This window comes from Agrobacterium sp. ST15.16.024, assembly GCF_027956545.1.
Classification (GTDB): domain Bacteria; phylum Pseudomonadota; class Alphaproteobacteria; order Rhizobiales; family Rhizobiaceae; genus Agrobacterium; species Agrobacterium cucumeris.
On the sequence record NZ_JAQKGO010000002.1, the window covers coordinates 540,976 to 561,553 of the forward strand.

The 20,578-nt window shown below is 59.4% G+C and carries 20 protein-coding genes; 4 read left to right on the forward strand and 16 right to left on the reverse strand.

What is annotated here, in order from left to right; genetic code table 11:
• Nucleotide 1: 1 nt before the first annotated feature.
• The 16 genes from PL640_RS11010 to PL640_RS11085 all read right to left on the reverse strand — a co-directional run bounded on the left by PL640_RS11010 (nt 2) and on the right by PL640_RS11085 (nt 15,378).
• A complete protein-coding gene (locus tag PL640_RS11010; protein WP_142841603.1) occupies nt 2-1,042 on the reverse strand; it encodes an LLM class flavin-dependent oxidoreductase in 1,041 nt (346 codons plus the stop codon).
• Nucleotides 1,039-1,977: a flavin reductase family protein gene (locus PL640_RS11015; protein ID WP_271361879.1), complete on the reverse strand. Its 939-nt coding sequence runs from the start codon at nt 1,975-1,977 to the stop codon at nt 1,039-1,041. Before PL640_RS11015 ends, PL640_RS11010 begins: the two co-directional genes overlap by 4 nt.
• Nucleotides 1,974-2,819: an alpha/beta fold hydrolase gene (locus PL640_RS11020; protein ID WP_271361880.1), complete on the reverse strand. Its 846-nt coding sequence runs from the start codon at nt 2,817-2,819 to the stop codon at nt 1,974-1,976. Before PL640_RS11020 ends, PL640_RS11015 begins: the two co-directional genes overlap by 4 nt.
• Before the next feature lie 11 nt (nt 2,820-2,830).
• On the reverse strand, nt 2,831-3,433 hold the full coding sequence (locus PL640_RS11025; RefSeq protein ID WP_271361881.1) for an amino acid synthesis family protein: 603 nt from the start codon (nt 3,431-3,433) through the stop codon (nt 2,831-2,833).
• A 117-nt stretch (nt 3,434-3,550) separates the two neighbouring features.
• Nucleotides 3,551-4,729 carry an iron-containing alcohol dehydrogenase gene (locus PL640_RS11030; protein WP_271361882.1) on the reverse strand — a complete coding sequence of 393 codons (1,179 nt, stop codon included), beginning with the start codon at nt 4,727-4,729 and terminating at the stop codon, nt 3,551-3,553.
• Between the two features lie 98 nt (nt 4,730-4,827).
• A complete protein-coding gene (locus PL640_RS11035) occupies nt 4,828-5,559 on the reverse strand; it encodes an amino acid ABC transporter ATP-binding protein (RefSeq protein ID WP_110758157.1) in 732 nt (243 codons plus the stop codon).
• A gap of 29 nt (nt 5,560-5,588) precedes the next feature.
• Nucleotides 5,589-6,278, reverse strand: a complete 690-nt coding sequence (locus PL640_RS11040; RefSeq protein ID WP_046799979.1) for an amino acid ABC transporter permease — start codon at nt 6,276-6,278, stop codon at nt 5,589-5,591.
• A 75-nt stretch (nt 6,279-6,353) separates the two neighbouring features.
• Complete coding sequence (locus PL640_RS11045) at nt 6,354-7,214, reverse strand: transporter substrate-binding domain-containing protein (RefSeq protein WP_065117328.1); 861 nt, start codon at nt 7,212-7,214, stop codon at nt 6,354-6,356.
• A 183-nt stretch (nt 7,215-7,397) separates the two neighbouring features.
• Nucleotides 7,398-8,093 carry a GntR family transcriptional regulator gene (locus PL640_RS11050; RefSeq protein WP_065117327.1) on the reverse strand — a complete coding sequence of 232 codons (696 nt, stop codon included), beginning with the start codon at nt 8,091-8,093 and terminating at the stop codon, nt 7,398-7,400.
• Nucleotides 8,094-8,252: 159 nt separating this feature from the next.
• The gene (gene purU, locus PL640_RS11055) at nt 8,253-9,137 is read right to left on the reverse strand and encodes a formyltetrahydrofolate deformylase (RefSeq protein ID WP_142841608.1); all 885 of its coding nucleotides are present in this window, start codon (nt 9,135-9,137) and stop codon (nt 8,253-8,255) included.
• 88 nt (nt 9,138-9,225) lie between these two features.
• A complete protein-coding gene (gene glnT / locus PL640_RS11060) occupies nt 9,226-10,533 on the reverse strand; it encodes a type III glutamate--ammonia ligase (protein WP_271361884.1) in 1,308 nt (435 codons plus the stop codon).
• A gap of 84 nt (nt 10,534-10,617) precedes the next feature.
• Nucleotides 10,618-11,946: an FMN-binding glutamate synthase family protein gene (locus PL640_RS11065; protein ID WP_065117324.1), complete on the reverse strand. Its 1,329-nt coding sequence runs from the start codon at nt 11,944-11,946 to the stop codon at nt 10,618-10,620.
• A 16-nt stretch (nt 11,947-11,962) separates the two neighbouring features.
• Entirely contained in the window at nt 11,963-12,649 is a 687-nt protein-coding gene (locus PL640_RS11070; protein ID WP_271361886.1) for a GXGXG domain-containing protein, read from the reverse strand.
• Between the two features lie 37 nt (nt 12,650-12,686).
• Nucleotides 12,687-13,592: a class II glutamine amidotransferase gene (locus PL640_RS11075; RefSeq protein ID WP_271361887.1), complete on the reverse strand. Its 906-nt coding sequence runs from the start codon at nt 13,590-13,592 to the stop codon at nt 12,687-12,689.
• Between the two features lie 96 nt (nt 13,593-13,688).
• On the reverse strand, nt 13,689-14,369 hold the full coding sequence (locus tag PL640_RS11080; protein WP_161991349.1) for a helix-turn-helix domain-containing protein: 681 nt from the start codon (nt 14,367-14,369) through the stop codon (nt 13,689-13,691).
• Nucleotides 14,370-14,403: 34 nt separating this feature from the next.
• A complete protein-coding gene (locus tag PL640_RS11085) occupies nt 14,404-15,378 on the reverse strand; it encodes a GlxA family transcriptional regulator (protein ID WP_271361890.1) in 975 nt (324 codons plus the stop codon).
• 90 nt (nt 15,379-15,468) lie between these two features.
• On the opposite strand from PL640_RS11085, the gene PL640_RS11090 reads away from it, so the two are divergent.
• The 4 genes from PL640_RS11090 to PL640_RS11105 all read left to right on the forward strand — a co-directional run bounded on the left by PL640_RS11090 (nt 15,469) and on the right by PL640_RS11105 (nt 20,573).
• Nucleotides 15,469-16,719: a sarcosine oxidase subunit beta family protein gene (locus PL640_RS11090; RefSeq protein WP_271361891.1), complete on the forward strand. Its 1,251-nt coding sequence runs from the start codon at nt 15,469-15,471 to the stop codon at nt 16,717-16,719.
• A gap of 77 nt (nt 16,720-16,796) precedes the next feature.
• The gene (locus PL640_RS11095; protein ID WP_271361892.1) at nt 16,797-17,072 is read left to right on the forward strand and encodes a sarcosine oxidase subunit delta; all 276 of its coding nucleotides are present in this window, start codon (nt 16,797-16,799) and stop codon (nt 17,070-17,072) included.
• Nucleotides 17,069-20,032: a sarcosine oxidase subunit alpha gene (locus PL640_RS11100; protein WP_271361894.1), complete on the forward strand. Its 2,964-nt coding sequence runs from the start codon at nt 17,069-17,071 to the stop codon at nt 20,030-20,032. The genes PL640_RS11095 and PL640_RS11100 overlap by 4 nt, the downstream gene beginning before the upstream one ends.
• Entirely contained in the window at nt 20,025-20,573 is a 549-nt protein-coding gene (locus tag PL640_RS11105) for a sarcosine oxidase subunit gamma (protein ID WP_271361895.1), read from the forward strand. Before PL640_RS11100 ends, PL640_RS11105 begins: the two co-directional genes overlap by 8 nt.
• The last annotated feature ends 5 nt before the right edge of the window (nt 20,574-20,578 follow it).

Consider the following 20,578-nt stretch of genomic DNA (forward strand, 5'->3'; position numbering starts at 1 on the left):
CCTACTCCTTGAAAGCCGGCATGACATCGGAAAGGAAACGCTCCAGTGAGGCTTTCTTCCGCTCGAAGCTCATGCCGGTGTCGATCCAGAAGGAATATTCGTCGTACCCCATGGCCTCATAGGCTTTAAGCCGGGTAATGACTTCATCGGCATCGCCGACGACATTGTTCTTGCGCATGACATCGCCGGAAAGCATGGCGTTTCCAGCAATATCCTCCGGCGCAATGCGCTCGATGAGGCCCTGATGAACCGGCTTCTCGTTTTTGAACCAGGCGAAGAAGTAATTGTAATAAACGCTCATTTCATGCGCCGCCTGGGCGATATCGGCTGCATCGGAACCCACATAGGTGTGGCGCAGCAGCATGATTTTCGGCCGCTGTTTTTCCGGGTTTTTGGCGCATGCATCGTTGAAGCGGCCCATCAGGGTTTCCACCTCGTCATCGCCCTGCCACAGCGGTGTCACCTGCACGTTGCAATCATTGGCAACGGCGAATTCATGCGAATTCGGATCACGCGCCGCCACCCAGATCGGCGGAAAGGGTTGCTGCAAGGGCTTCGGGGCCGACGTGGTAGCCGGAAATTGGAAGAACTCGCCGTCATGGGCATAATCGCCCGCCCAGACGCCTTTAACGGCCGGGATCAGCTCGCGCATGCGCTGGCCGGCACCCCAGGCGTCGAGGCCGGGAAGCAGCCGTTCATATTCAAAGGAATAGGCACCGCGGGCAATGCCGATATCAAGGCGGCCATCGCAGATGAGATCCGTCATCGCCGCTTCACCCGCCAGTTTGATCGGATGCCAAAAGGGCGCGATGACCGTGCCGGTGCCGAGACGTGCCGTCTTCGTGCGGCGCGCGAGATCGGCAATCGTTACGAAGGGGTTCGGGGCAATGGTGAAATCCATGCCGTGATGTTCGCCGGTCCAGATGGCATGCATGCCGCCACGGTCGGCGATTTCGCAAAGGGTGACGAACTCTTCATAAAGCGTCTTGTGATCCTGCGAGGCGTCCAGCCGTTCCATGTGGACGAAGAGCGAAAATTTCATGGGTTTGCCCCCTTCATGGAAATGGGATGGACCTTGCCGGCGGTCTCGTTGCCGACATAGACACCGAAATTGCCGATGGAACTTTCCAGCGCGAAACGATTGACGATATCCGCAGTCGCGGCGGAATCGAATTTTGTGGAACCAAGCGCATTCGGCAACAGGAAACGACCCTGTTCCGGCGCGTCGTCACCCTCGGCAAGCGCGTGATAGACGATATGCTGGCGTCCATCCGCCTTGTTTTCATAAACGGAGTAGAGGAAGCCCGTCCTGACGGAGAGGCCCGTCAGCTCCTCAAGGCGCGATGTCAGCGCCGCAACGGGATCACCGCCTGCGACGACGCAGCCGGGCAGCGACAGCACGTCATCACCAACGAGGTAAATCTCGCCGCGCCGCTCCAGCACCGCGCCAACCATAATTTCGCCCTCGGCTGCCGCCGAGACCGCCTTGGCGGCCAGCATCGGCGTGAAATAACCGCCACGCGCATAGCCCAGACCGTTCAGGCCGCTATTGTCGAAAGCACCAATGCGCCCAAGCAGGATGACATGGTCACCCGCCTCGATAACCTCCTGCATCGTGCACTCAAACCAGGCCGCAACATCAGCGAAGACTGGCGATCCCTGCGGCGCATCCGACCACGCGGCGGCGGCGAAACGATCCTCCACCGGACGAGCGAAGGTGTTGGACAGGTCCTTCTGGTTTTCCGACAGAATGTTGACGGCGAAGTTTTTCGCGCCGGTCACCGTCGCGAAATTGCGCGAGGTGCGTGCGAGGCAGATCAATAGCAGCGGCGGATCGAGCGAAACGGACGTGAAAGAATTTGCGGTGAAGCCCACCGGCTTTCCCGCGTCATCCCGCGTGGTCACGATCGTTACTCCCGTCACGAAAGCGCCGAATGCGTCGCGCAAGGCGCGCGGGTCAAGGTTTGCAACAGTCATTGCGGCTCCTCCTCAATAGCCAGCCATTCGGCCATCAGTGCATTGACAGTTTCAGGTGCGGTCAGATTGACCATATGCCGGTGCGCCTCGACGATGCGAGCGTAACCGCGCGGCGTGATTGCCGCCATCTGCTCGGCCATCTGCGGCGTCGAATTCGGATCATCAGAACCAGTCAGGAAAAGCGCGGGGCAAGCGACCGAAGGCCAGCGATCCGCATAGGTCTCATCCCCGCCCGCAAAGGCCGTGTAGGCAACTGCGTAGCCTTCCGGGTCGACCATTTCCAGCCAACCGCGTGTCAGTTCGCGCGCATGCTGGCTCTTGGCGTCATCGCCGAACCAGCGCAGCAGTGGACCTTCCTTGTCCACGCCCTCGGTGCGGATTGCCGCCGCACGGGCAAGAACCGCTGCCTTTGCCACCGGATCACGGCGATAGACGCCGTTCAGGTAACCGACACGCGCAATCCGATCTCCGAAGGTTGCTGCCGCTCCGCCGGAAATCAGTGCACCCATGGAATGGCCGGCAACATTGGCGCGTGCGATCCGCATATCGTCAAGAAAACGGCCGAACCAGCCGACGAAATCCGTAAGCGTGCTGCCCGCAGCCAAGCATGCGCTGCCGCCATGGCCCGGCATATCGACTGCGATGACACGGTGCGTCCGGGAAAAAACTTCGATCTGCGGCTCCCATGCTTCAAGCCGCATGCCAACGCCGTGGATGAGGATCAGATCCTCACCCGCACCGGCTTCGAAATAAGCCGCCCCGCCCTCGGTCGTCTTGCGAGGGAGCGCGGCAGCACCTGCCTTTGCGACATTGACCCGTGAGGTAGCGGCGGCCTCGTGCATTGGCTGCGCCCTCAAACGCCGGCCGGATTGGCAACGTCCTGACCGAGATCCCGCAGATCCTGGTAACGGTCGCCAATGCGGTGGTGGGGCCGGCCGCCAACCGAAGCGCCGAGTGCGACGACGATCTCATCGGCAGCCGGGGCATCGGGAATGGCGGTCTGAATGGTCAGATAATGCGAACGGCGGCCTTCATCATTCTTGTCCATCAGCGGGATCATGATCGGTGCATTGCCCGGACCACGGGTGTTACAGAAGGCCAGGTAAGATTTCGCGCCAACCGCCTGGCGATAATGATTGCCAAACCGCAGCGTGTGGATGAGTGCGGACGCATGCTCGATCTCGCCATCCAGCCCGACGACTGCCGCCTTGCCATAGGCCTCCACAGCTTCGCCCGAGCCGACGGCATCAAGGATCATCTTCGTCAGCAACTCGCCAAGCACGGGCGCACCGGTATGGATTTCCGGCTTCAGGTTTTCGACAAAGCCTTTTCCCGCCCAGGGATTTTTCACGACCGCAATCGCGCTGAACAGCTTCAAGGGCGTAGCGGCAGCCTTGCCTCCCTCAATCAACGTCGTTTCGACCTGCAGCAGGGTCTTGCGGATCTGGATGGACATGGGCGTTCTCTCCGTAAATATGATGTCTTATGGTATGCCATAATACATTACTGTCAAGGGCCAGATGATTTTCGTTTTCAGAATCGAAAATCATTAATTTTAACAGTATGTTATAGCTTAAAATTCCGCGATTCTTCCGTCATAGGCGAGCTCGTACAGACGCGTCATTTCGGCAATTGTGGGCACCCGGGGGTTATTGGCGGGCGTGCCGGACGCGAGGCCCTGACGCACCATTTCCGGCAACAGTTCGAGATAGCGGCTCCTGTCGATGCCGAACTCTTGCGGGGTCGGCACCTTCAGCCGCCTGTTCAGGCCGATGAAGGCCTCCACCAGCTTTGTGCCGGCAATCTGGTCGCTATCCGCCGCGCTGGCACAACCCAGCGCACGGGCGGCGGCGGCATAATGCGGCAAAGCGGAATTCAGCGAAAACTGCGTGACCAGAGGCAGCACCATCGCGTTCGACATGCCATGCGGCACATGGAAAAAAGCACCGACCGGCCGGCTGAGACCATGGATAAGCGCAGTCGATGTGTTGGAGACGGCAAGCCCGGCATGGGTTGCGCCCAGCATCATCGCTTCGCGCGCATCCCGGCCATCAGGATTATCAGCCACTTTTTCAAGATTTGCGCCGATCAGCTTCAGCGCGGAAAGCGCCAGCGCTTCGGAATGGGCGTTGCCGTTACGATTGACCAGCGCCTCCAGCGCGTGGGTCAACGCATCGATGCCGGTATCGACGGTGACGCGGTAGGGGCAGGTCAGCGTCAGTTCGTAATCGATGATGGCGGCGACAGGCAAAGCGGCGGTGCCAAGGATCAGCATTTTTTCGCTTGCCGCCGTATCGGTGACGACGGCGGCGCGTGTCACTTCCGATCCGGTGCCGGCGGTGGTGGGGATAGCAATCACCGGCATGACGGCAAAATCCACGATCCGCGGCACCTTCAGGGTGCGCAACTCTTCGCCGCTGGTCGCGACGATGGCGCCTGCCTTTGCGGTATCCATGGCGCTGCCGCCACCAAGGGCGACAAGACCGTCATGACTGCCATCGGAAATGCGCTTCACCAAAGCAGCGATCGATATGTCCGTCGGGTCTTCAACGACTTCGGAGAAAATCGCGCCATTTATGCCTTCACCTGAAAGTGCCTGCAAAAGCGCATCGGCATGGCCGAGCTTCTGCATCACGGGGTCACAGACGAGCAGAGGACGATTGACGCCGAGCGATTTCAGCATGGCTGGCAATCGGAAACGGCTGCCGCCGCCGATCAACATTTCGCGGGGCATCAAGACACGGTTTATCATTGCAGTTCTCCGCCACTCTCATTCTGCATTGTTCGGAAAGGCCGAAGGCCCGATGACCTGAAGCGGAATATCGTGATCCCGCTCAGGCCGAGACGAGCCTAATGCGCCAGGATTTTCGACAGGAAGGAGCGGGCACGCTCCGTCTTCGGATCGGTGAAGAAACTGTCGCCCTCACCGATTTCGACGATTTCGCCGCCATCCATGAAGACGATGCGGTCCGCCACCTTGCGGGCAAAACCCATCTCATGCGTCACCACCATCATCGTCATGCCCTCCTGCGCGAGTGAGACCATGACGTCGAGGACCTCGTTGATCATTTCCGGATCGAGCGCCGATGTCGGCTCATCGAACAGCATCGCGACCGGGTCCATCGCCAGCGCACGGGCAATGGCGACGCGCTGTTGCTGACCGCCCGACAACTGCCCGGGATATTTCCTGGCATGCGCCGTCAACCCCACCCGTTCGAGAAGGGCATTGGCCTTGGCAAGCGCTTCCGCCGGTGAACGGCCCAGAACCTTCTCCTGCCCGATGCAGAGATTTTCAAGGATCGTCATATGCGGGAAAAGTTCGAAATGCTGAAACACCATGCCCACCCTGGAGCGCAGTTTCGGCATATCGGTCTTAGGATCTGTCACTTCCACACCGTTGACCGTGATGACGCCGTTGCCAATCGTCTCCAGCGCATTGACGCATTTGATCAGGGTCGATTTTCCGGAACCGGAAGGCCCGCAGATCACGACGACTTCCCCCTTGGCGACATTCAGGCTGCAATTGGTCAGAACCTGAAAATTCGGACCGTACCATTTGTTGACGGATTGTAGTTCGATCATGCTGATTGCTTGCGACATCGGACCGCTCCTTAGTGCACGTCAGTCGACATGGGGCCATAGGCCTTGCCGAACCGCTTTTCGATCCGGCGCTGGATCAGTTCCCAGGCGGTCGTCATGGCGAGGTAATAAAGGGCTGCGACCATGAAGAGTTCGAGAACCAGGAACTTTTCCTGAATGAGCACCTGCGTGCGGCGCAGAAGCTCTTCCATGGAAATGATCGAAGCGATCGACGTCGTCTTGAGCACGCCGTTGACGGAATTGCCGAGCGGCGGAATGATGATGCGGAAAGCCTGCGGTGCAACGATGTAACGCATCACCTGCGCCTCGGTCATGCCGATGGCGCGGGCAGCATTTATCTGCCCCTTCGGAACAGCAGCAATGCCCGCCCGGACGATTTCCGACAGATAGGCCGCTTCACAGAGCGACAGGCCTATCAGCGTTGATTGCAGAACCGTCAGCTTGATGCCGATCTGCGGCAGACCGGTATAGATGATGATGAGTTGCACCAGAAGCGGCGTGCCGCGAAAGATCCAGGTGTAGAAATAGGCCGGCCCGGACAGGAACCGGTATTTCGACATACGCATCACCGCAATAACGAAGCCTAGCGCCAGACCCGCCGTCATGGCGAAAACAGTGAGGCCGAGCGTCACCAGCGCGCCCTCGAACAGATAATAATTCGTCAGATATTCGAAGAAACCTTCCCAGTTCCAACCCTTCACGTCTTTCTCCAATTCATGCGGGAACGGTCGCGGCGAGAGCTTTCCCGCCGCGATGACTGTTCAGATGGATGGAATTCAGCCTTCCGGGCCGAGAACGGCGAGATCGCCCGGCGCAATGCTGACGCCATACCCGCCCATCAGCTTCTCGAGTGCACCATCGGCCTTCATCTCCTTCAGAGCGGCAGAAACTGCGTCGGCGACATCCTTGTTACCGAAGGAAAGCGAACCGGGTGTGGGATACATGCCGGAAAGCGCATGGGTGAATTCGCCACGATCCTGATATTGCTTGGCAACCGGATCGATCGATACCGCTGCCTGCACCTGGCCGGCGCGCAACGCCTGATAAACCGTCGCGTAATTGTCGAAGAGGTTGATCGTCATCGGCGCCAGACCGCGCTTCTTGAAGTCCTCGTTCAGTTCCTTGATCTTGCGCTCGGCATAACCGCCAATATCGGTGCTGACGGCCTTGCCGGCGAGATCATCGACCTTGGTGATGGGATCGGACGCGCCGACCGCCGTGGAAATACTGATGGCGAGGTTTTCATAGGGGATCATGAACAGGATCTTGCGTCGCTCTGCCGTCACGAACAGGCCGGCATTGATCATGTCCCAGCGGCCACCCTGCAGGCCCGGCACCATGGTCGCATATTCGGTGCTGATATATTCCGGCTTCAGGCACAGACGCTTGGCGATTTCATAACCCAGCTCAATGCGCAGCCCTTTAAGGACACCCTGCTGATCGGCATAGGCCATGGGCGGCAGGGTCGGGCTGGTGGCCATGACGAGATGACCGGGCTTGATGAGGTGATCGTCTGATATTTTCGGTGTGCAGTCCTGAGCAACAGCAGCACCGGCAAAAAGAGTGATGGCAACGCCCGCCAGAAAGGTTTTGGCGCGCACGGCTGTGCATTTCCGGGAAATCGGATTCCAGTTCATATTAAGCTCCGCTCTTTATATTATTTATTATGGCATACCATCACACCAAACGGTTTACCCTGTCAAGAAGCGGTCGAGGATTTTTCTAAATTACTGAAAAACAACGATAAACATAATAATCGCAACCTTGCGGCTCCCGGCAGGGTAACCACAAGGGCGAGATAATCGGAGTGCCGAAAACCGTCAGTCGGCGGTTTTTTGCGCCGTCAGAACGGCTTCGGCGATGGCGCAGGCGCTTGTGACGTGATCAAGCGCGGCCTTGTAGGCAGCGTCACCGTCACCCTTTCGGATGGCCTCAACGATCTTTTCCATCTGCGCCGGACCGTCAGTGTCGCGGCTTTTCGTCTTGATGGTCATGGAGCGCAGATGGTTGATCCGAACCGTCAGCAGATTGACGACGCCCCAGGCGACATGCCGGTCGATCTTGCTGAACAAGGTCTGGTAAAAGGACGAGGTATGTGCCAGCACGCCCGGCATATCCTTCGCGAGATAACTTTCACGGATGTGCCTGAGCGAAACCTCCAGCGCCTCGACGATGGCGGGATCGCGGCGTTCGGCGCAAAGGCGTGCCGCCATTCCCTCCAGTGCACCGCGAATTTCGTAAATCTGCTTGGCCTCATCCAAATCAAGCAGCGCGACCATGGGCCCCTTGTTGGGCAAATTCGCCACCAGCCCCTCGGATTCCAGATGCCGCAGGACCTCACGCACAATGGTGCGGGAAACGCCGAGCTGGGCGCAGAGATCACGCTCCACCAGACGGTCTCCCGGGCGGAAATAACCATTCACGATGGCATCCCGCACCTTGTCGAGCGCAAGTTCCCTCAGCGTCTTCGTCGGACGCTCAACGCGAATGGCAGTTCCCTGCAAAGCACCGGTCATGGTATCACCTCGTTTGGCACATTCCGCTTCGGCTCGCCGCACGCCAAAGCAGGTTCTGGCTCTTGATATTATGGCGTACCAACTTATTTAGCCGCGCATCATCTTTATGGCAACAGCAGACCGCGCGGCAGGACAAGCCTGCCGCAGCACCGGGAAACCTTATCCCATTCTTTCCGAGGCATAGGAGCCGGGACCGGGCGGAAACACCACGGTTCGGCTGCCGTTCAGGAATACCCGCCGGTGGATGTGGGCGTGAATGGCGCGGGCCAGCACCTGTGCTTCCACATCGCGGCCAAGCGACACGTAATCCTCCGCACTCTGCGCATGGGTGATGCGCACGATATCCTGTTCAATGATCGGGCCTTCATCCAGATCCGCAGTGACATAATGCGCCGTCGCGCCGATCAGCTTCACACCGCGCTGATAGGCCTGTTTATAGGGGTTGGCGCCCTTGAAGGATGGCAGGAAGGAGTGGTGGATATTGATGATCTTTCCCGACATCGCCGCGCACATCCTGTCGGATAGCACCTGCATGTAACGGGCGAGCACGATGAGCTCCGTTCCGGTGCTTTCAGCGATCTCCATGATCCGCGCTTCGGCCTGCGGCTTGTTTTCTTTCGTCACCGGAATGTGGTGGAAGGGAATGTCGTGGTTGACGACGACCTTCTGGTATTCGAAGTGGTTGGAGACCACGCCGACAATATCGATCGGCAGGGCGCCGATGCGCCAGCGATACAGCAGATCGTTGAGGCAATGGCCGAAGCGCGACACCATCAAAAGAACCTTCATCCGTTCGGACTGGTCGTGCAGCGCCACCTCCATGCCGAACTTTTCCGAGATCGGTGCAAGCCCGGTCATAAGCTCGTCGCGTTTTGCTCCCTCCTCCGAAATGAAACCCACACGCATGAAGAAGCGACCTGTGCCCAGATCATCGAACTGCGAACTGTCGATGATGTTGCAGCCCTTGTCAGCCAGAAAGCCTGAAAGGGCAGCGACGATGCCACGGGTGGACTTGCATGTTACGGTCAGGACGAAATTCGTCATCTGGCGTTCTCTCTGTCATCAATAAGGGAAAAACCCGCGCCGTTTGACGAGCGCGGGAAGAGCCGCAAGGGCGGCGGGGAAAACCGGGTCAAACGTCGAGCGTGGTCTGATGCTCCCAGGCGGTGAACTGCGAGCAATAGCTGTTCCACTCACCCTGCTTGAGCTTGAGATAGGCCTTCGAGAATTCAACGCCCAGCGCCTGCTGCAATTCCGCATCCTTCTCATATTCGCGCAGCGCATCGAGAAGATTGAGCGGCAGCTTCGGAGCATCCGTGATCTTGTGGCCCTCGCGATACATGTCGATGTCGTGATGCGGACCGGGATCGGCCTTTGAACGGACGCCGGAGAGGCCGGCGGCGATGATGATGGCCTGCAGCAGATAGGGGTTCACAGCGCCATCCGGCAGGCGCAGTTCAAACCGCCCCGGCCCCGGTACGCGCACCATATGGGTGCGGTTATTACCGGTCCATGTCACCGTGTTCGGCGCCCAGGTCGCGCCCGAAATGGTGCGCGGTGCGTTGATGCGCTTGTAGGAATTGACCGTCGGATTGGTAACCGCGGCAAGAGCCGACGCGTGTTTCATGATGCCACCGAGAAAGGTCTTGCCCTTGGCGGAAAGCCCGAAAGGCATTGCCTTGTCGGCAAAGGCATTGATCTTGCCGTCGAGATCCCAGACCGAGATATGGGCATGGCAGCCATTGCCGGTCAGGCCCTTGAAAGGCTTCGGCATGAAGGTGGCGCGCAGCCCGTGCTTTTCGGCGACGGATTTGACCATGAACTTGAAGAAGGAATGTTTGTCGGCGGTCTGCAGCGCGTCATCATATTCCCAGTTCATCTCGAACTGGCCATTCGCGTCCTCATGGTCGTTCTGGTAGGGCTTCCAGCCCAGTTCCAGCATGTAATCGCAAATCTCGGCGATCACATCGTAACGGCGCATCACCGCCTGCTGGTCGTAGCACGGCTTTTCCGCCGTATCGTATTCGTCGGAGATTTTCGCCCCGTCAGGCGAAATCAGGAAAAATTCCGGCTCAACGCCGGTCTTGACCCGCAGCCCCTCGCTTGCCGCTTCCGCGATAAGCTTTTTCAGAACCACGCGTGGCGCCTGTTCCACCGGCTGGTCTTCCATAACGCAATCGGCAGCGACCCAGGCGACATCCTTTTTCCACGGAAGCTGGATGACCGACGAGGCATCGGGCACGGCAAAAAGATCGGGATGAGCAGGCGTCAGATCGAACCATGTGGCAAAACCGGCAAAACCCGCCCCGCCCTTCTGCATATCGGCAATGGCTTCCGCAGGAACCAGCTTGGCGCGCTGGCCGCCGAAGAGATCGGTATAACTGATCATGAAATATTTGATGCCCTTTTCGGCAGCAAATTTGGAGAGGTCCAGTGTCACGTCATTCCCCTTTTTTTGGTATCAGACACTTCATTGAAAAAAGACGGGCACATCCTCCCAAATGCGCCCGTCCGTTCTTTATGCTTAAAAGCTGCCTTTCCCCGGGAACCAGCTCGTTCCCGCCAGCGGAACCTGCGCCATTGCCGCAGCCTCCATGGTCAGCGCCACCAGATCTTCGGGCTCCAGATTGTGGAGATGGTTTTTGCCGCAGGCGCGCGCGATGGTCTGCGCCTCGAGTGTCATGACCTTCAGGTAATTGGCGAGGCGGCGGCCGGCGGCAACGGGATCAAGGCGTGCTGCCAATTCCGGGTCCTGCGTGGTAATGCCGGCGGGGTCTTTGCCCTCATGCCAGTCATCATAAGCGCCGGCGGTGGTGCCGAGTTTCTGATATTCCGCTTCCCAATGCGGATCATTGTCACCCAACGCCACCAGCGCCGCAGTTCCAATCGCAACCGCATCGGCACCGAGCGCCAACGCCTTGGCGACATCAGCGCCTGAACGAATGCCGCCGGAGACGATGAGCTGCACCTTGCGGTGCATGCCGAGATCCTGCAACGCCTGCACGGCGGGGCGAATGCAGGCAAGCGTTGGCATGCCGACATTTTCGATGAAGACATCCTGCGTGGCGGCCGTGCCGCCCTGCATGCCGTCAAGCACCACCACATCGGCACCGGCCTTCACCGCCAAGGCCGTGTCGTAATAGGGGCGTGCACCACCGACCTTGATGTAGATCGGTTTTTCCCAGTCAGTGATTTCGCGCAGTTCTAGGATCTTGATTTCCAGATCATCCGGGCCGGTCCAATCGGGATGGCGGCAGGCGGAGCGCTGGTCGATACCCTTCGGCAGGTTGCGCATGTTGGCGACACGATCGGAAATCTTCTGGCCGAGCAACATGCCGCCACCGCCCGGCTTCGCGCCCTGGCCGACCACGACCTCGATGGCGTCCGCACGGCGCAGGTCTTTCGGGTTCATGCCGTAACGAGAGGGCAGATACTGGTAAACCAGCGTCTGGCTATGACCTCGCTCCTCATCCGTCATGCCGCCATCACCAGTCGTGGTGGACGTGCCGGCGATGGTCGCGCCACGGCCGAGCGCTTCCTTGGCGTTACCTGAAAGCGCGCCGAAACTCATGCCGGCAATGGTGATCGGCGTCTTCAACGTAATCGGCTTCTTGGCGAAACGCGTGCCGAGCGTGACGGTCGTATCGCATTTCTCACGGTAACCCTCGAGCGGATAACGCGAGATCGACGCACCGAGAAACAGCAGGTCGTCGAAATGCGGCACCTTGCGCTTGGTGCCCGCACCGCGAATGTCATAGATGCCGGTCGCCGCCGCGCGGCGGATTTCCGCCAGCGTGTGATCATCGAAGGTTGCGGATTTGCGCGGCGGGGTGAAGGGGTTGTGATAGCTCATCGGAATATCCCTTGCCTCAATACGCGTCGGCGTTGTCGATGTTGAAATTGTAGAGCGTGCGGGCCGAGCCGTAGCGCTTGAACTCACCGGGGCTGACATCGGTGACGCCGGCCTTTTCGAGGAGTTCGGCAAGCTTTTCGAGATGTTCGGGCCGCATCTCCTTTTGGATGCAATCAGCACCCAGGCTTTTCACCGAACCGCGCACAAAGAGCTTCGCCTCATAAAGAGAATCGCCCAGCGCATCGCCCGCATCGCCGCAGACGACGAGATGGCCGGACTGGCCCATGAAGGCGGACATGTGGCCGATATTACCCTTCACGACAATATCGATGCCCTTCATCGAAATGCCGCAGCGGGAGGCGGCATTGCCCCTGATAACCAGAAGCCCGCCGCGACCGGTGGCACCGGCATATTGCGAAGCATCACCCTCGATGACGACGGTGCCGGACATCATGTTTTCCGCAACGCCCGGCCCGGCCGAACCGTGCACGGTGACGGTGCCGCCATCATTCATGCCCGCGCAATAATAACCGACCGAGCCGCGTACATCGACGATCACAGGGCTGTCGATGCCGACAGCTACGGCATGATGGCCGCGCGGATTGACCACTTCGAATTCAGTGTCGTTGGCTCCAGAGGAAAGACCGTGAAGCGCATTGTTGAGTTCACGCAATGGCGTGTGGGAGAGATCGAAAACTGGCATGGATTATGACTTTCAAAACAGGCGCCGATGACGGGTCTCAGGCAGCCTTTTCATGGTCCCAGAAATAGACGGTTGCCGGTTCCGGCTCCCAGACGCGGGCATTTTCAATGCCGGGCAGATTAACCAGCGCCCGATATTCCGAGCCGAAAGCGACATATTGGTCGGTCTCGGCCATGACAGCGGGCTTGCAGGCGACGGGATCACGCACCACGCCAAAGCCGGATTTGGTACCGACGACGAAGGTGAAGAAGCCGTCGAGATCATCGAGCGCACCCTCGAGCGCCTCGCCCAGATCCTTGCCCTTGGCCATCTCAGCCGTGAGATAGGCGGCGGCGACTTCCGAGTCGTTCTGGGTCTCGAACGTCATGCCCTCGCGCACCAGTTCGCGGCGCAGATTATTGTGATTGGAAAGCGAGCCATTATGCACGAGGCACTGGTCTGCACCGGTGGAGAAGGGATGCGCGCCAAGCGTCGTCACCGCCGATTCCGTCGCCATGCGGGTGTGGCCGATGCCATGGCTGCCGGCCATGGAGCGCACGTCGAAACGGGCGACAACGTCCTTCGGCAGGCCGGTTTCCTTGTAGATTTCGACACTGTCGCCCGAGCCCATGACCCGTACATTTGGTCGGGTGGCCAAAAGAACCGGACGAATACCATCCAGCTTCTCGGCGGGAATATCGAGAACAGCATGGGTGCTTTTCACCGTGACCACGGCGTCAACACCATTTTCCTTCAGCACTTCAGCGAGGTCGGAGAAATCGGCGATGGGATCGGCCGACTGGATCGTTACTTTCGCGCGGCCATTGGCAGCGCTGCCATAGATCGCAATCCCGGCCGAATCCGGGCCGCGATCGGTCATGGTGACGAGCATGTCCGAGAGCAGCTGACCCAGCTGCGGTTCAAGGCTTTTGTCTTTCAGGAATAGTCCAACAATGCCGCACATCGACAGGCACCTCCATTCGTTTCTGAATGAAGGGCTAACATATGGAATTCCAATTCGTCAACTATCAGGAATATTTTTTTCTTCTAAGGCAAATTTTTAATCACTGGTCACGCGCCTTTGCGGATAGGAAATGATCGACAAATAACGGGCGGGGAGCTTTACCAATTCCTCCGGCCCGTGCGGCGCATCGGCGTCGAAAAACAGGCTGTCACCAGCCTGCATGGTGAAAAGCTGCTCGCCGTGGCGATAGACCACCTCGCCTTCCAGCATGTAGAGAAACTCCATTCCCTCATGTTGGAAGGTCGGAAACACATCCGAATCCTTGGTGAGCGTGATGAGATAGGGCTCGACGGTGACGCCGCTGGTATTGTTGTCGATATGGCCGAGCAGGCTGTATTGGTGGCCGGCCCGGGTGCCCCTGCGTTCGATATTCACCCCTTGCCCCGCTTTGACGAAGGTCGCACTGCGCGGCTCCTCGAAACCGCGAAAGAACGCAGTGATCGGCACGCCCAGCGCCTTTGAAAGCGTCTGCAGCGTGGTGAGCGATGGCGAGATATTACCGTTCTCAATCTTGGAAAGCATGCCCACGGAAACACCGGTGGCCGATGCAAGATCGGTGACCGTAATGCCGAGTTTCTTGCGATAGGCGCGCACTTCATGACCGATCGCCATTTCCAGATTGTTGACCCTCGGCTCGCGAACGGCATGCGGGTCCTGCGACAGGAACTGCGCCTGCTCGGTCTTGGTGGTATCCTTGGCCATCGGTTCCTCCGGCATTTTCGTGTTTTCCCTTCTTTACAGGAAAACTATTTTAATTCCGGGGAAATCTTTGTCGCATGGCATTCGGTGTTTGACCGAAGCGGGCCTTGAAGCAACCCGAAAAATGGCCCGCACTGGAAAAACCGGTGGCGAAGGCCACTTCCGCGATGGAAAGTGGGCTTTGCTCCAGCAATCGCCGGGCGTGGTCAAGGCGAATGGCGCGGTAGGTCTCCAGAAATGTCGACTTCAGATGGCTCGCGAAAAGCCGGTCGAGATGCCGCGCGCTGGTTCCGGCGAGCTTTGCCATGGTCTGCCGGTCAAGCGGGCTTTCGATGGTCGTTTCCATTTTTTCCAGCACGGTCAGCAAGGCCGGATGGTGGGTGCCATGACGTTCCGCCGAGGAGCCACGCTGCGGCGCGCCGGGTTCGGCGACCGCCGTGTGCAGATACCAGTCGCTGACACGCCTTGCGAAATGGGCGCCCATTCTCTGCGAAACCATCGCATGCATCATGTCGAGGGGCGCAACGCCGCCGGCGCAGGTAATGCGGTCCCCATCGATGACGAAGCGGGCCTGTCTGGGCGTGAGATGGGCGAAGGCTTCCCGGAGTACCGGCGCGTGTTCCCAGTGGATAGTGAAATCGCGATTATCCAGCAGGCCCGCCGCCGCCAGCAGGTAAGCACCGCTGGAAATGCCACCAATCCTGACGCCCTGGCGCGCCAGCCGCCGCAGCATGCCAAAAGAACCTTCCCCCACCACCCAGTCCTGCGGCCCACCGCCGGCACAGACGAAGATCGTATGGCATCGCTCGCCCACCATGGCGAGTGACTGGCAATCGACGAGGATTCCCGACGAGCTTCTGACGGCTTCACCGCCGAAGGACAAAGGCACGACCTCATAGAGATCAGTCCCGGCAATGAGATTGGCGGCCCGAAGCGGCTCCGCCGCCGAGGCGTAGGACATCAGCGCAAAATTCGGGACGAGGACAAAACCGATATGCTGGGTATTTTTTTGCTCGATGACGGTCATGTCTCTTTTCTAATTCATAATGTCCCTTTCCTGCAATCTCCTTTTGAACCGTGTCGGTAAGCTTGCGTGATATCGTTCGAGGTACGCCAGATGCGCTATTCCGCCTTTTCCATTTTCATGAATGGCCTTCTTGGCAATAAATCATGGAAGCCCGCATGGCGGGATGTATTACCGAAACCGCATTATGACGTCATCATCGTTGGCGGCGGCGGGCACGGGCTGGCGACGGCCTATTACCTTGCCAAGGAATTCGGCATCACCAATGTCGCGGTGCTGGAGAAAAACTATATCGGCTCCGGCAATGTCGGCCGCAACACCACCATCATCCGCTCCAATTACCTGCTGCCGGGCAACAACCCATTCTACGAGCTTTCAATGAAGCTCTGGGAAGGGCTGGAGCAGGATTTCAATTTCAACGCCATGGTTTCCCAGCGCGGCGTACTGAACCTTTTCCATTCGGATGCACAGCGCGATGCCTATACAAGGCGCGGCAATGCCATGCGGCTGCACGGCGTCGATGCCGAACTTCTGGACCGCGCCTCGGTCAAGGCAATGCTGCCGTTTCTCGATTTCGACAATGCCCGCTTTCCGGTTCAGGGCGGCCTGCTGCAAAAGCGCGGTGGCACGGTGCGGCATGATGCCGTTGCCTGGGGTTATGCCCGCGGTGCAGATAGCCGGGGCGTCGATATCATTCAGGGCTGCGAGGTGACGGGTATTCGCCGTGAAAACGGCATGGTCGTGGGTGTGGAGACCAGCCGCGGCTTCATCGGCTGCGGCAAGCTGGCGCTGGCGGCAGCAGGCAATTCATCGCAGGCGGCCGCCATGGCCGGGTTGAAACTGCCGATCGAAAGCCATGTGCTGCAGGCTTTTGTGTCGGAAGGGCTGAAGCCCTTCATCGATGGCGTCGTCACCTTCGGGGCGGGCCATTTTTACGTTTCGCAATCGGACAAGGGCGGCCTCGTCTTCGGCGGTGATATTGACGGCTACAACTCCTATGCCCAACGCGGCAATCTGGCGACGGTCGAACATGTCGCCGAAGCCGGTAAGGCGATGATACCGGCGCTTTCCCGCGTCCGGGTCCTGCGCTCCTGGGGCGGCATCATGGATATGTCGATGGATGGTTCACCAATCATCGACCAAACCCCGATCGACAATCTCTATCTCAATGCCGGCTGGTGTTACGGCGGCTTCAAGGCGACGCCCGCTTCAGGTTTTTGCTTCGCCCATCTTCTGGCGCGCGGCACATCGCAGGAAACGGCAACGGCCTTCCGGCTGGACCGCTTCCGACGCGGTTATCTCATCGATGAAAAGGGTCAGGGCGCACAGCCCAACCTTCACTAAATCTGTCGCGGGATTTCAGGCGAAAACCGCCCATACTTTTCGGCATCCCGCTATCTGGCGGATCAAGGACATCTGAAATGGCAAGTCTCGTGCCCTGCCCGCATTGCGGGCCAAGACCCAGGCAAGAATTCACCATCAAGGGCGCTGCCCTTCAGCGACCGGCAGCGGATGCCGGTGCTGAGGAATGGTTCGATTATGTCTATCTGCGTGACAATCCGCGCGGCGCCTATGAGGAATATTGGCACCACACCTCCGGCTGCCGCCGCTGGCTGATCGTCGCCCGCGACACCGTCACCCATGAGATGTCCGCCTGCCGGGACGCCGCCGGAGAGAAGGAAGCGACAAGCGCATGACATCCAGCCGCATGAAGACCGGCGGTCTGATTGACCGCACCCAGCCGCTTTCCTTCACCTTCGATGGCAAGGTGATGCAGGGTTTCGCAGGCGACAGTCTCGCCTCCGCCCTGCTCGCCAATGGCCAGCAGCTCGTCGGCCGCAGTTTCAAATATCACCACCCGCGCGGCATATTGACGGCGGGTGCCGCCGAGCCGAACGCCCTGATGACGATCGGCAGCGGCGGGCGCACGGAGCCGAACACGCGCGCCACCATGCAGGAGCTTTATGCCGGGCTGGAAGCGAAAAGCCAGAACCGCTGGCCCTCTCTCGATTTCGATATCGGCGCATTGACCGGCCTTCTTTCGCCCTTCCTTGGCGCGGGTTTCTATTACAAGACCTTCATGTGGCCTGCCGCCTTCTGGGAAAAAATTTACGAGCCCTTCATCCGCAAGGCGGCCGGTCTCGGCAAGGCAAGCTACGCGGCAGACCCGGACGCCTATGACAAATGCTGGGCGCATTGCGACCTGCTGGTGATTGGCTCCGGCGCGGCAGGGCTTGCCGCAGCCCTTGCCGCTGGGCGCGCCGGCGCACGCGTCATTGTTGTCGATGAACATTCCGTGGCGGGCGGCGGGCTCCTTTCCGAAACCGCGACCATCGGCGGCAAGAGCGCTACGGATTTCGCGGCGCTATGCGTCGCCGAACTCGAAACCCTGCCGAATGTGACGATGCTGACGCGGACCACGGCCTTCGGCTGGTACGATGGTAATGTCTTTGGCGCGCTGGAGCGTGTGCAAAAACATGTGGCCAACCCGGAAGCCCACGTGCCGGTGGAGCGCCTGTGGCGCATCGTCGCCAAACGTGCGCTGCTCGCCACGGGCGCGGAAGAGCGGCCGCTGGTCTTCGGTGGCAATGATATTCCCGGCGTGATGATGGCCAGTGCCATGCGCAGCTATCTCAACCGTTATGCCGTAAGCCCCGGCACGGCGACGGCAATTTTCACCACCAATGACAGCGGTTATGCGCTTGCCCGCGATCTGGAAGCACAGGGTGTCACTCTTGCCGCCATCATCGACAGCCGCGAGCAAAGTAATCCGGGCTACGAAGGCAAGGCGCGTGTCATCAAGGGTGGTGTCGTCTCGAACGCAAGGGGCGGCAAGGCACTTTCCGCCATGGAAATTTATGCCAATGGCCGCACGGAAAGCATGAATATCGATGCGCTCGCCATGTCGGGCGGTTTCAGCCCCGTCATCCATCTTGCCTGCCATCGCGGCGGAAAGCCGGTCTGGTCGGAAGACAATGTTGCCTTCCTTGCCCCCGCAAATCTCAAGGGGCTCGAACTCGCCGGCGCGGTATCCGCGATCAATGGCATCGCCGCCTGCCTTGAAGACGGCGCGCGAAAGGGTGCGGCGCTTGCGCAGGATCTCGGTTTTGCAACGACCACACCGACATTCGGCGTTGTGGAAAACGATATCGTCGCCCCGTCCGCAAAGCCGCTCTGGTCGATCCCCGGCATCAGGGCCAAAGCCTTTGTCGATTACCAGAATGATGTTCATCGCAAGGATCTCGGTCTCGCCGTCAGCGAAGGTTACGGCCATGTGGAACTGGCCAAGCGCTATACGACGAACGGCATGGCGACTGATCAGGGCAAGCTTTCCAACGTCAACGCCATCGGGCTACTGGCCGAGGCGCGCGGCGTTTCGCCGGCCGAAGTCGGCACCACCACCTTCCGGCCTTTTTATACGCCCGTCTCCTTTGGCGCGCTCACCGGTGCTTATCACGGCCAGCATTTCCAGCCGGTGCGTAAATCGCCGCTGCATGGCTGGGCCGAGAGAAATGGAGCGATCTTCGTTGAAACCGGCCTATGGTATCGCTCCTCCTGGTTTCCCCGCAGCGGCGAAAACGACTGGCGGGAAAGTGTCGATCGTGAGGTTCTGAATGTCCGCAAAAATGCCGGCCTCTGCGATGTATCGATGCTCGGCAAGATCGAGATTTGCGGCAAGGACGCCGCCGAATTCCTCAACCGGGTCTATTGCAATTCCTTTCTCAAGCTGCCGGTCGGCAAGGCGCGATATGGCCTGATGCTGCGTGAAGATGGCATGATCTATGATGACGGCACCACCAGCCGGCTGGAGGAGAATCGTTTCTTCATGACGACCACCACGGCCTATGCGGCGGGTGTCATGAACCATCTGGAATTCTGCGCCCAGGCACTCTGGCCGGATCTCGACGTGCGACTTGCCTCCGTCACCGATCAATGGGCGCAGATGGCGATTGCCGGACCAAAGGCGCGCACAATTCTGCAAAGAATCGCCGATGAAGATATTTCCGATGAAGCCTTTCCCTTCCTTGCAGCCCGGGAAGTCTCCCTGTTTGGCGGGCAGCTGCATGGACGCCTGTTCCGGATTTCCTTCTCCGGCGAACTGGCTTACGAGCTTGCCGTCCCGGCCGGTTACGGTGAAAGCGTCGCCGATGCCCTGATGGAAGCCGGCGAGCCGGAGAATATCATGCCCTATGGCGTCGAGGCGCTTGGCGTGCTGCGAATCGAAAAGGGCCATGTCACCCATAATGAAATAAACGGCACGGTGGTGCCCGCCGATCTCGGTTTCGGCAAAATGGTCTCCGCCACCAAGGCCGATTTCATCGGCCGTCGAATGCTCGAGCGCGAGGGGCTTTCCGCTGCCGACCGTCCAAGCCTTGTCGGCGTCGTGCCGCTGGATAAAAACCAGTCATTCCGCACCGGTTCGCATATTCTCGAAAGGGATGCGGCGGCAACGCTGGAAAACGATCAGGGTTATGTGACCTCAAGCGCGTTTTCACCCCATCTCGGTTCGACCATCGGCCTCGCCCTTGTCAAGAATGGCCCCGCGCGGCATGGCGAGGAAGTCGTGGTCTGGAACGGTCTGCGCAATGAATTCACCGCCGCCCGCCTGTGCCATCCGGTTTTCTTCGACCCTGAGAACGAGAAGCTCCATGTCTGATTTCAAGCCCGATTTCAAATCTGGTTTCCGGCCGACGCTCCGCCCGGTGCTGGGCAAAAAGGCAGCGATTGCTTCAACCGCCATCAAGCTCTCTCCCCTGCCGGAAGGCGCGATCATTCATGTGCTGGCCTCGCCCGGCACAGCGGATATGGAAGTCCGCCTGCGCAGCCTCGCAAAAGGCGATGTGCGGGCGGTCTCTCCCGGCCAATGGTTCATCGTCGGCGAAGAGCCGCTGTCCCACGCGGAGATGAAGGCGTTTCTTGCAACGCTTGAGCCGCAGGCGACGGGTGTGGACCAGAGCCAGGGACGCGTGCGTATTCGTATCGAAGGCAGGATGGCCGAGCGGGTGCTGGCAAAAGGAACGGCGGTCGATCTTTCCATCGCGGCTTTTCCGGCGGGACGCTCCGCCACGACGCTGATCGGCCACATCGCCGCGCATCTCACCCGGCTTGATGGGCAGGTGTTCGAAGTCATTGTTTTACGCGGTTTTGCCGAAAGCCTGTGGGACGATCTTGCCCGGATGAGCCTTGAATTCCAGTGATCTTA

Excerpts from the sequence above, each read along its gene's own strand:
- PL640_RS11090 (WP_271361891.1), top strand. The coding sequence starts at position 15,469 with ATGCGCTATTCCGCCTTTTCCATTTTCATGAATGGCCTTCTTGGCAAT.
- PL640_RS11095 (WP_271361892.1), top strand. The coding sequence starts at position 16,797 with ATGGCAAGTCTCGTGCCCTGCCCGCATTGCGGGCCAAGACCCAGGCAA.
- PL640_RS11105 (WP_271361895.1), top strand. The coding sequence starts at position 20,025 with ATGTCTGATTTCAAGCCCGATTTCAAATCTGGTTTCCGGCCGACGCTC.
- purU (WP_142841608.1), bottom strand. The coding sequence starts at position 9,137 with ATGACGAATTTCGTCCTGACCGTAACATGCAAGTCCACCCGTGGCATC.
- PL640_RS11070 (WP_271361886.1), bottom strand. The coding sequence starts at position 12,649 with ATGCCAGTTTTCGATCTCTCCCACACGCCATTGCGTGAACTCAACAAT.
- PL640_RS11100 (WP_271361894.1), top strand. The coding sequence starts at position 17,069 with ATGACATCCAGCCGCATGAAGACCGGCGGTCTGATTGACCGCACCCAG.
- PL640_RS11020 (WP_271361880.1), bottom strand. The coding sequence starts at position 2,819 with ATGCACGAGGCCGCCGCTACCTCACGGGTCAATGTCGCAAAGGCAGGT.
- PL640_RS11015 (WP_271361879.1), bottom strand. The coding sequence starts at position 1,977 with ATGACTGTTGCAAACCTTGACCCGCGCGCCTTGCGCGACGCATTCGGC.
- PL640_RS11085 (WP_271361890.1), bottom strand. The coding sequence starts at position 15,378 with ATGACCGTCATCGAGCAAAAAAATACCCAGCATATCGGTTTTGTCCTC.
- PL640_RS11045 (WP_065117328.1), bottom strand. The coding sequence starts at position 7,214 with ATGAACTGGAATCCGATTTCCCGGAAATGCACAGCCGTGCGCGCCAAA.
- PL640_RS11010 (WP_142841603.1), bottom strand. The coding sequence starts at position 1,042 with ATGAAATTTTCGCTCTTCGTCCACATGGAACGGCTGGACGCCTCGCAG.
- PL640_RS11080 (WP_161991349.1), bottom strand. The coding sequence starts at position 14,369 with ATGCCGGAGGAACCGATGGCCAAGGATACCACCAAGACCGAGCAGGCG.
- PL640_RS11050 (WP_065117327.1), bottom strand. The coding sequence starts at position 8,093 with ATGACCGGTGCTTTGCAGGGAACTGCCATTCGCGTTGAGCGTCCGACG.
- PL640_RS11075 (WP_271361887.1), bottom strand. The coding sequence starts at position 13,592 with ATGTGCGGCATTGTTGGACTATTCCTGAAAGACAAAAGCCTTGAACCG.
- PL640_RS11065 (WP_065117324.1), bottom strand. The coding sequence starts at position 11,946 with ATGAGCTATCACAACCCCTTCACCCCGCCGCGCAAATCCGCAACCTTC.
- PL640_RS11030 (WP_271361882.1), bottom strand. The coding sequence starts at position 4,729 with ATGATAAACCGTGTCTTGATGCCCCGCGAAATGTTGATCGGCGGCGGC.
- PL640_RS11025 (WP_271361881.1), bottom strand. The coding sequence starts at position 3,433 with ATGTCCATCCAGATCCGCAAGACCCTGCTGCAGGTCGAAACGACGTTG.
- PL640_RS11035 (WP_110758157.1), bottom strand. The coding sequence starts at position 5,559 with ATGATCGAACTACAATCCGTCAACAAATGGTACGGTCCGAATTTTCAG.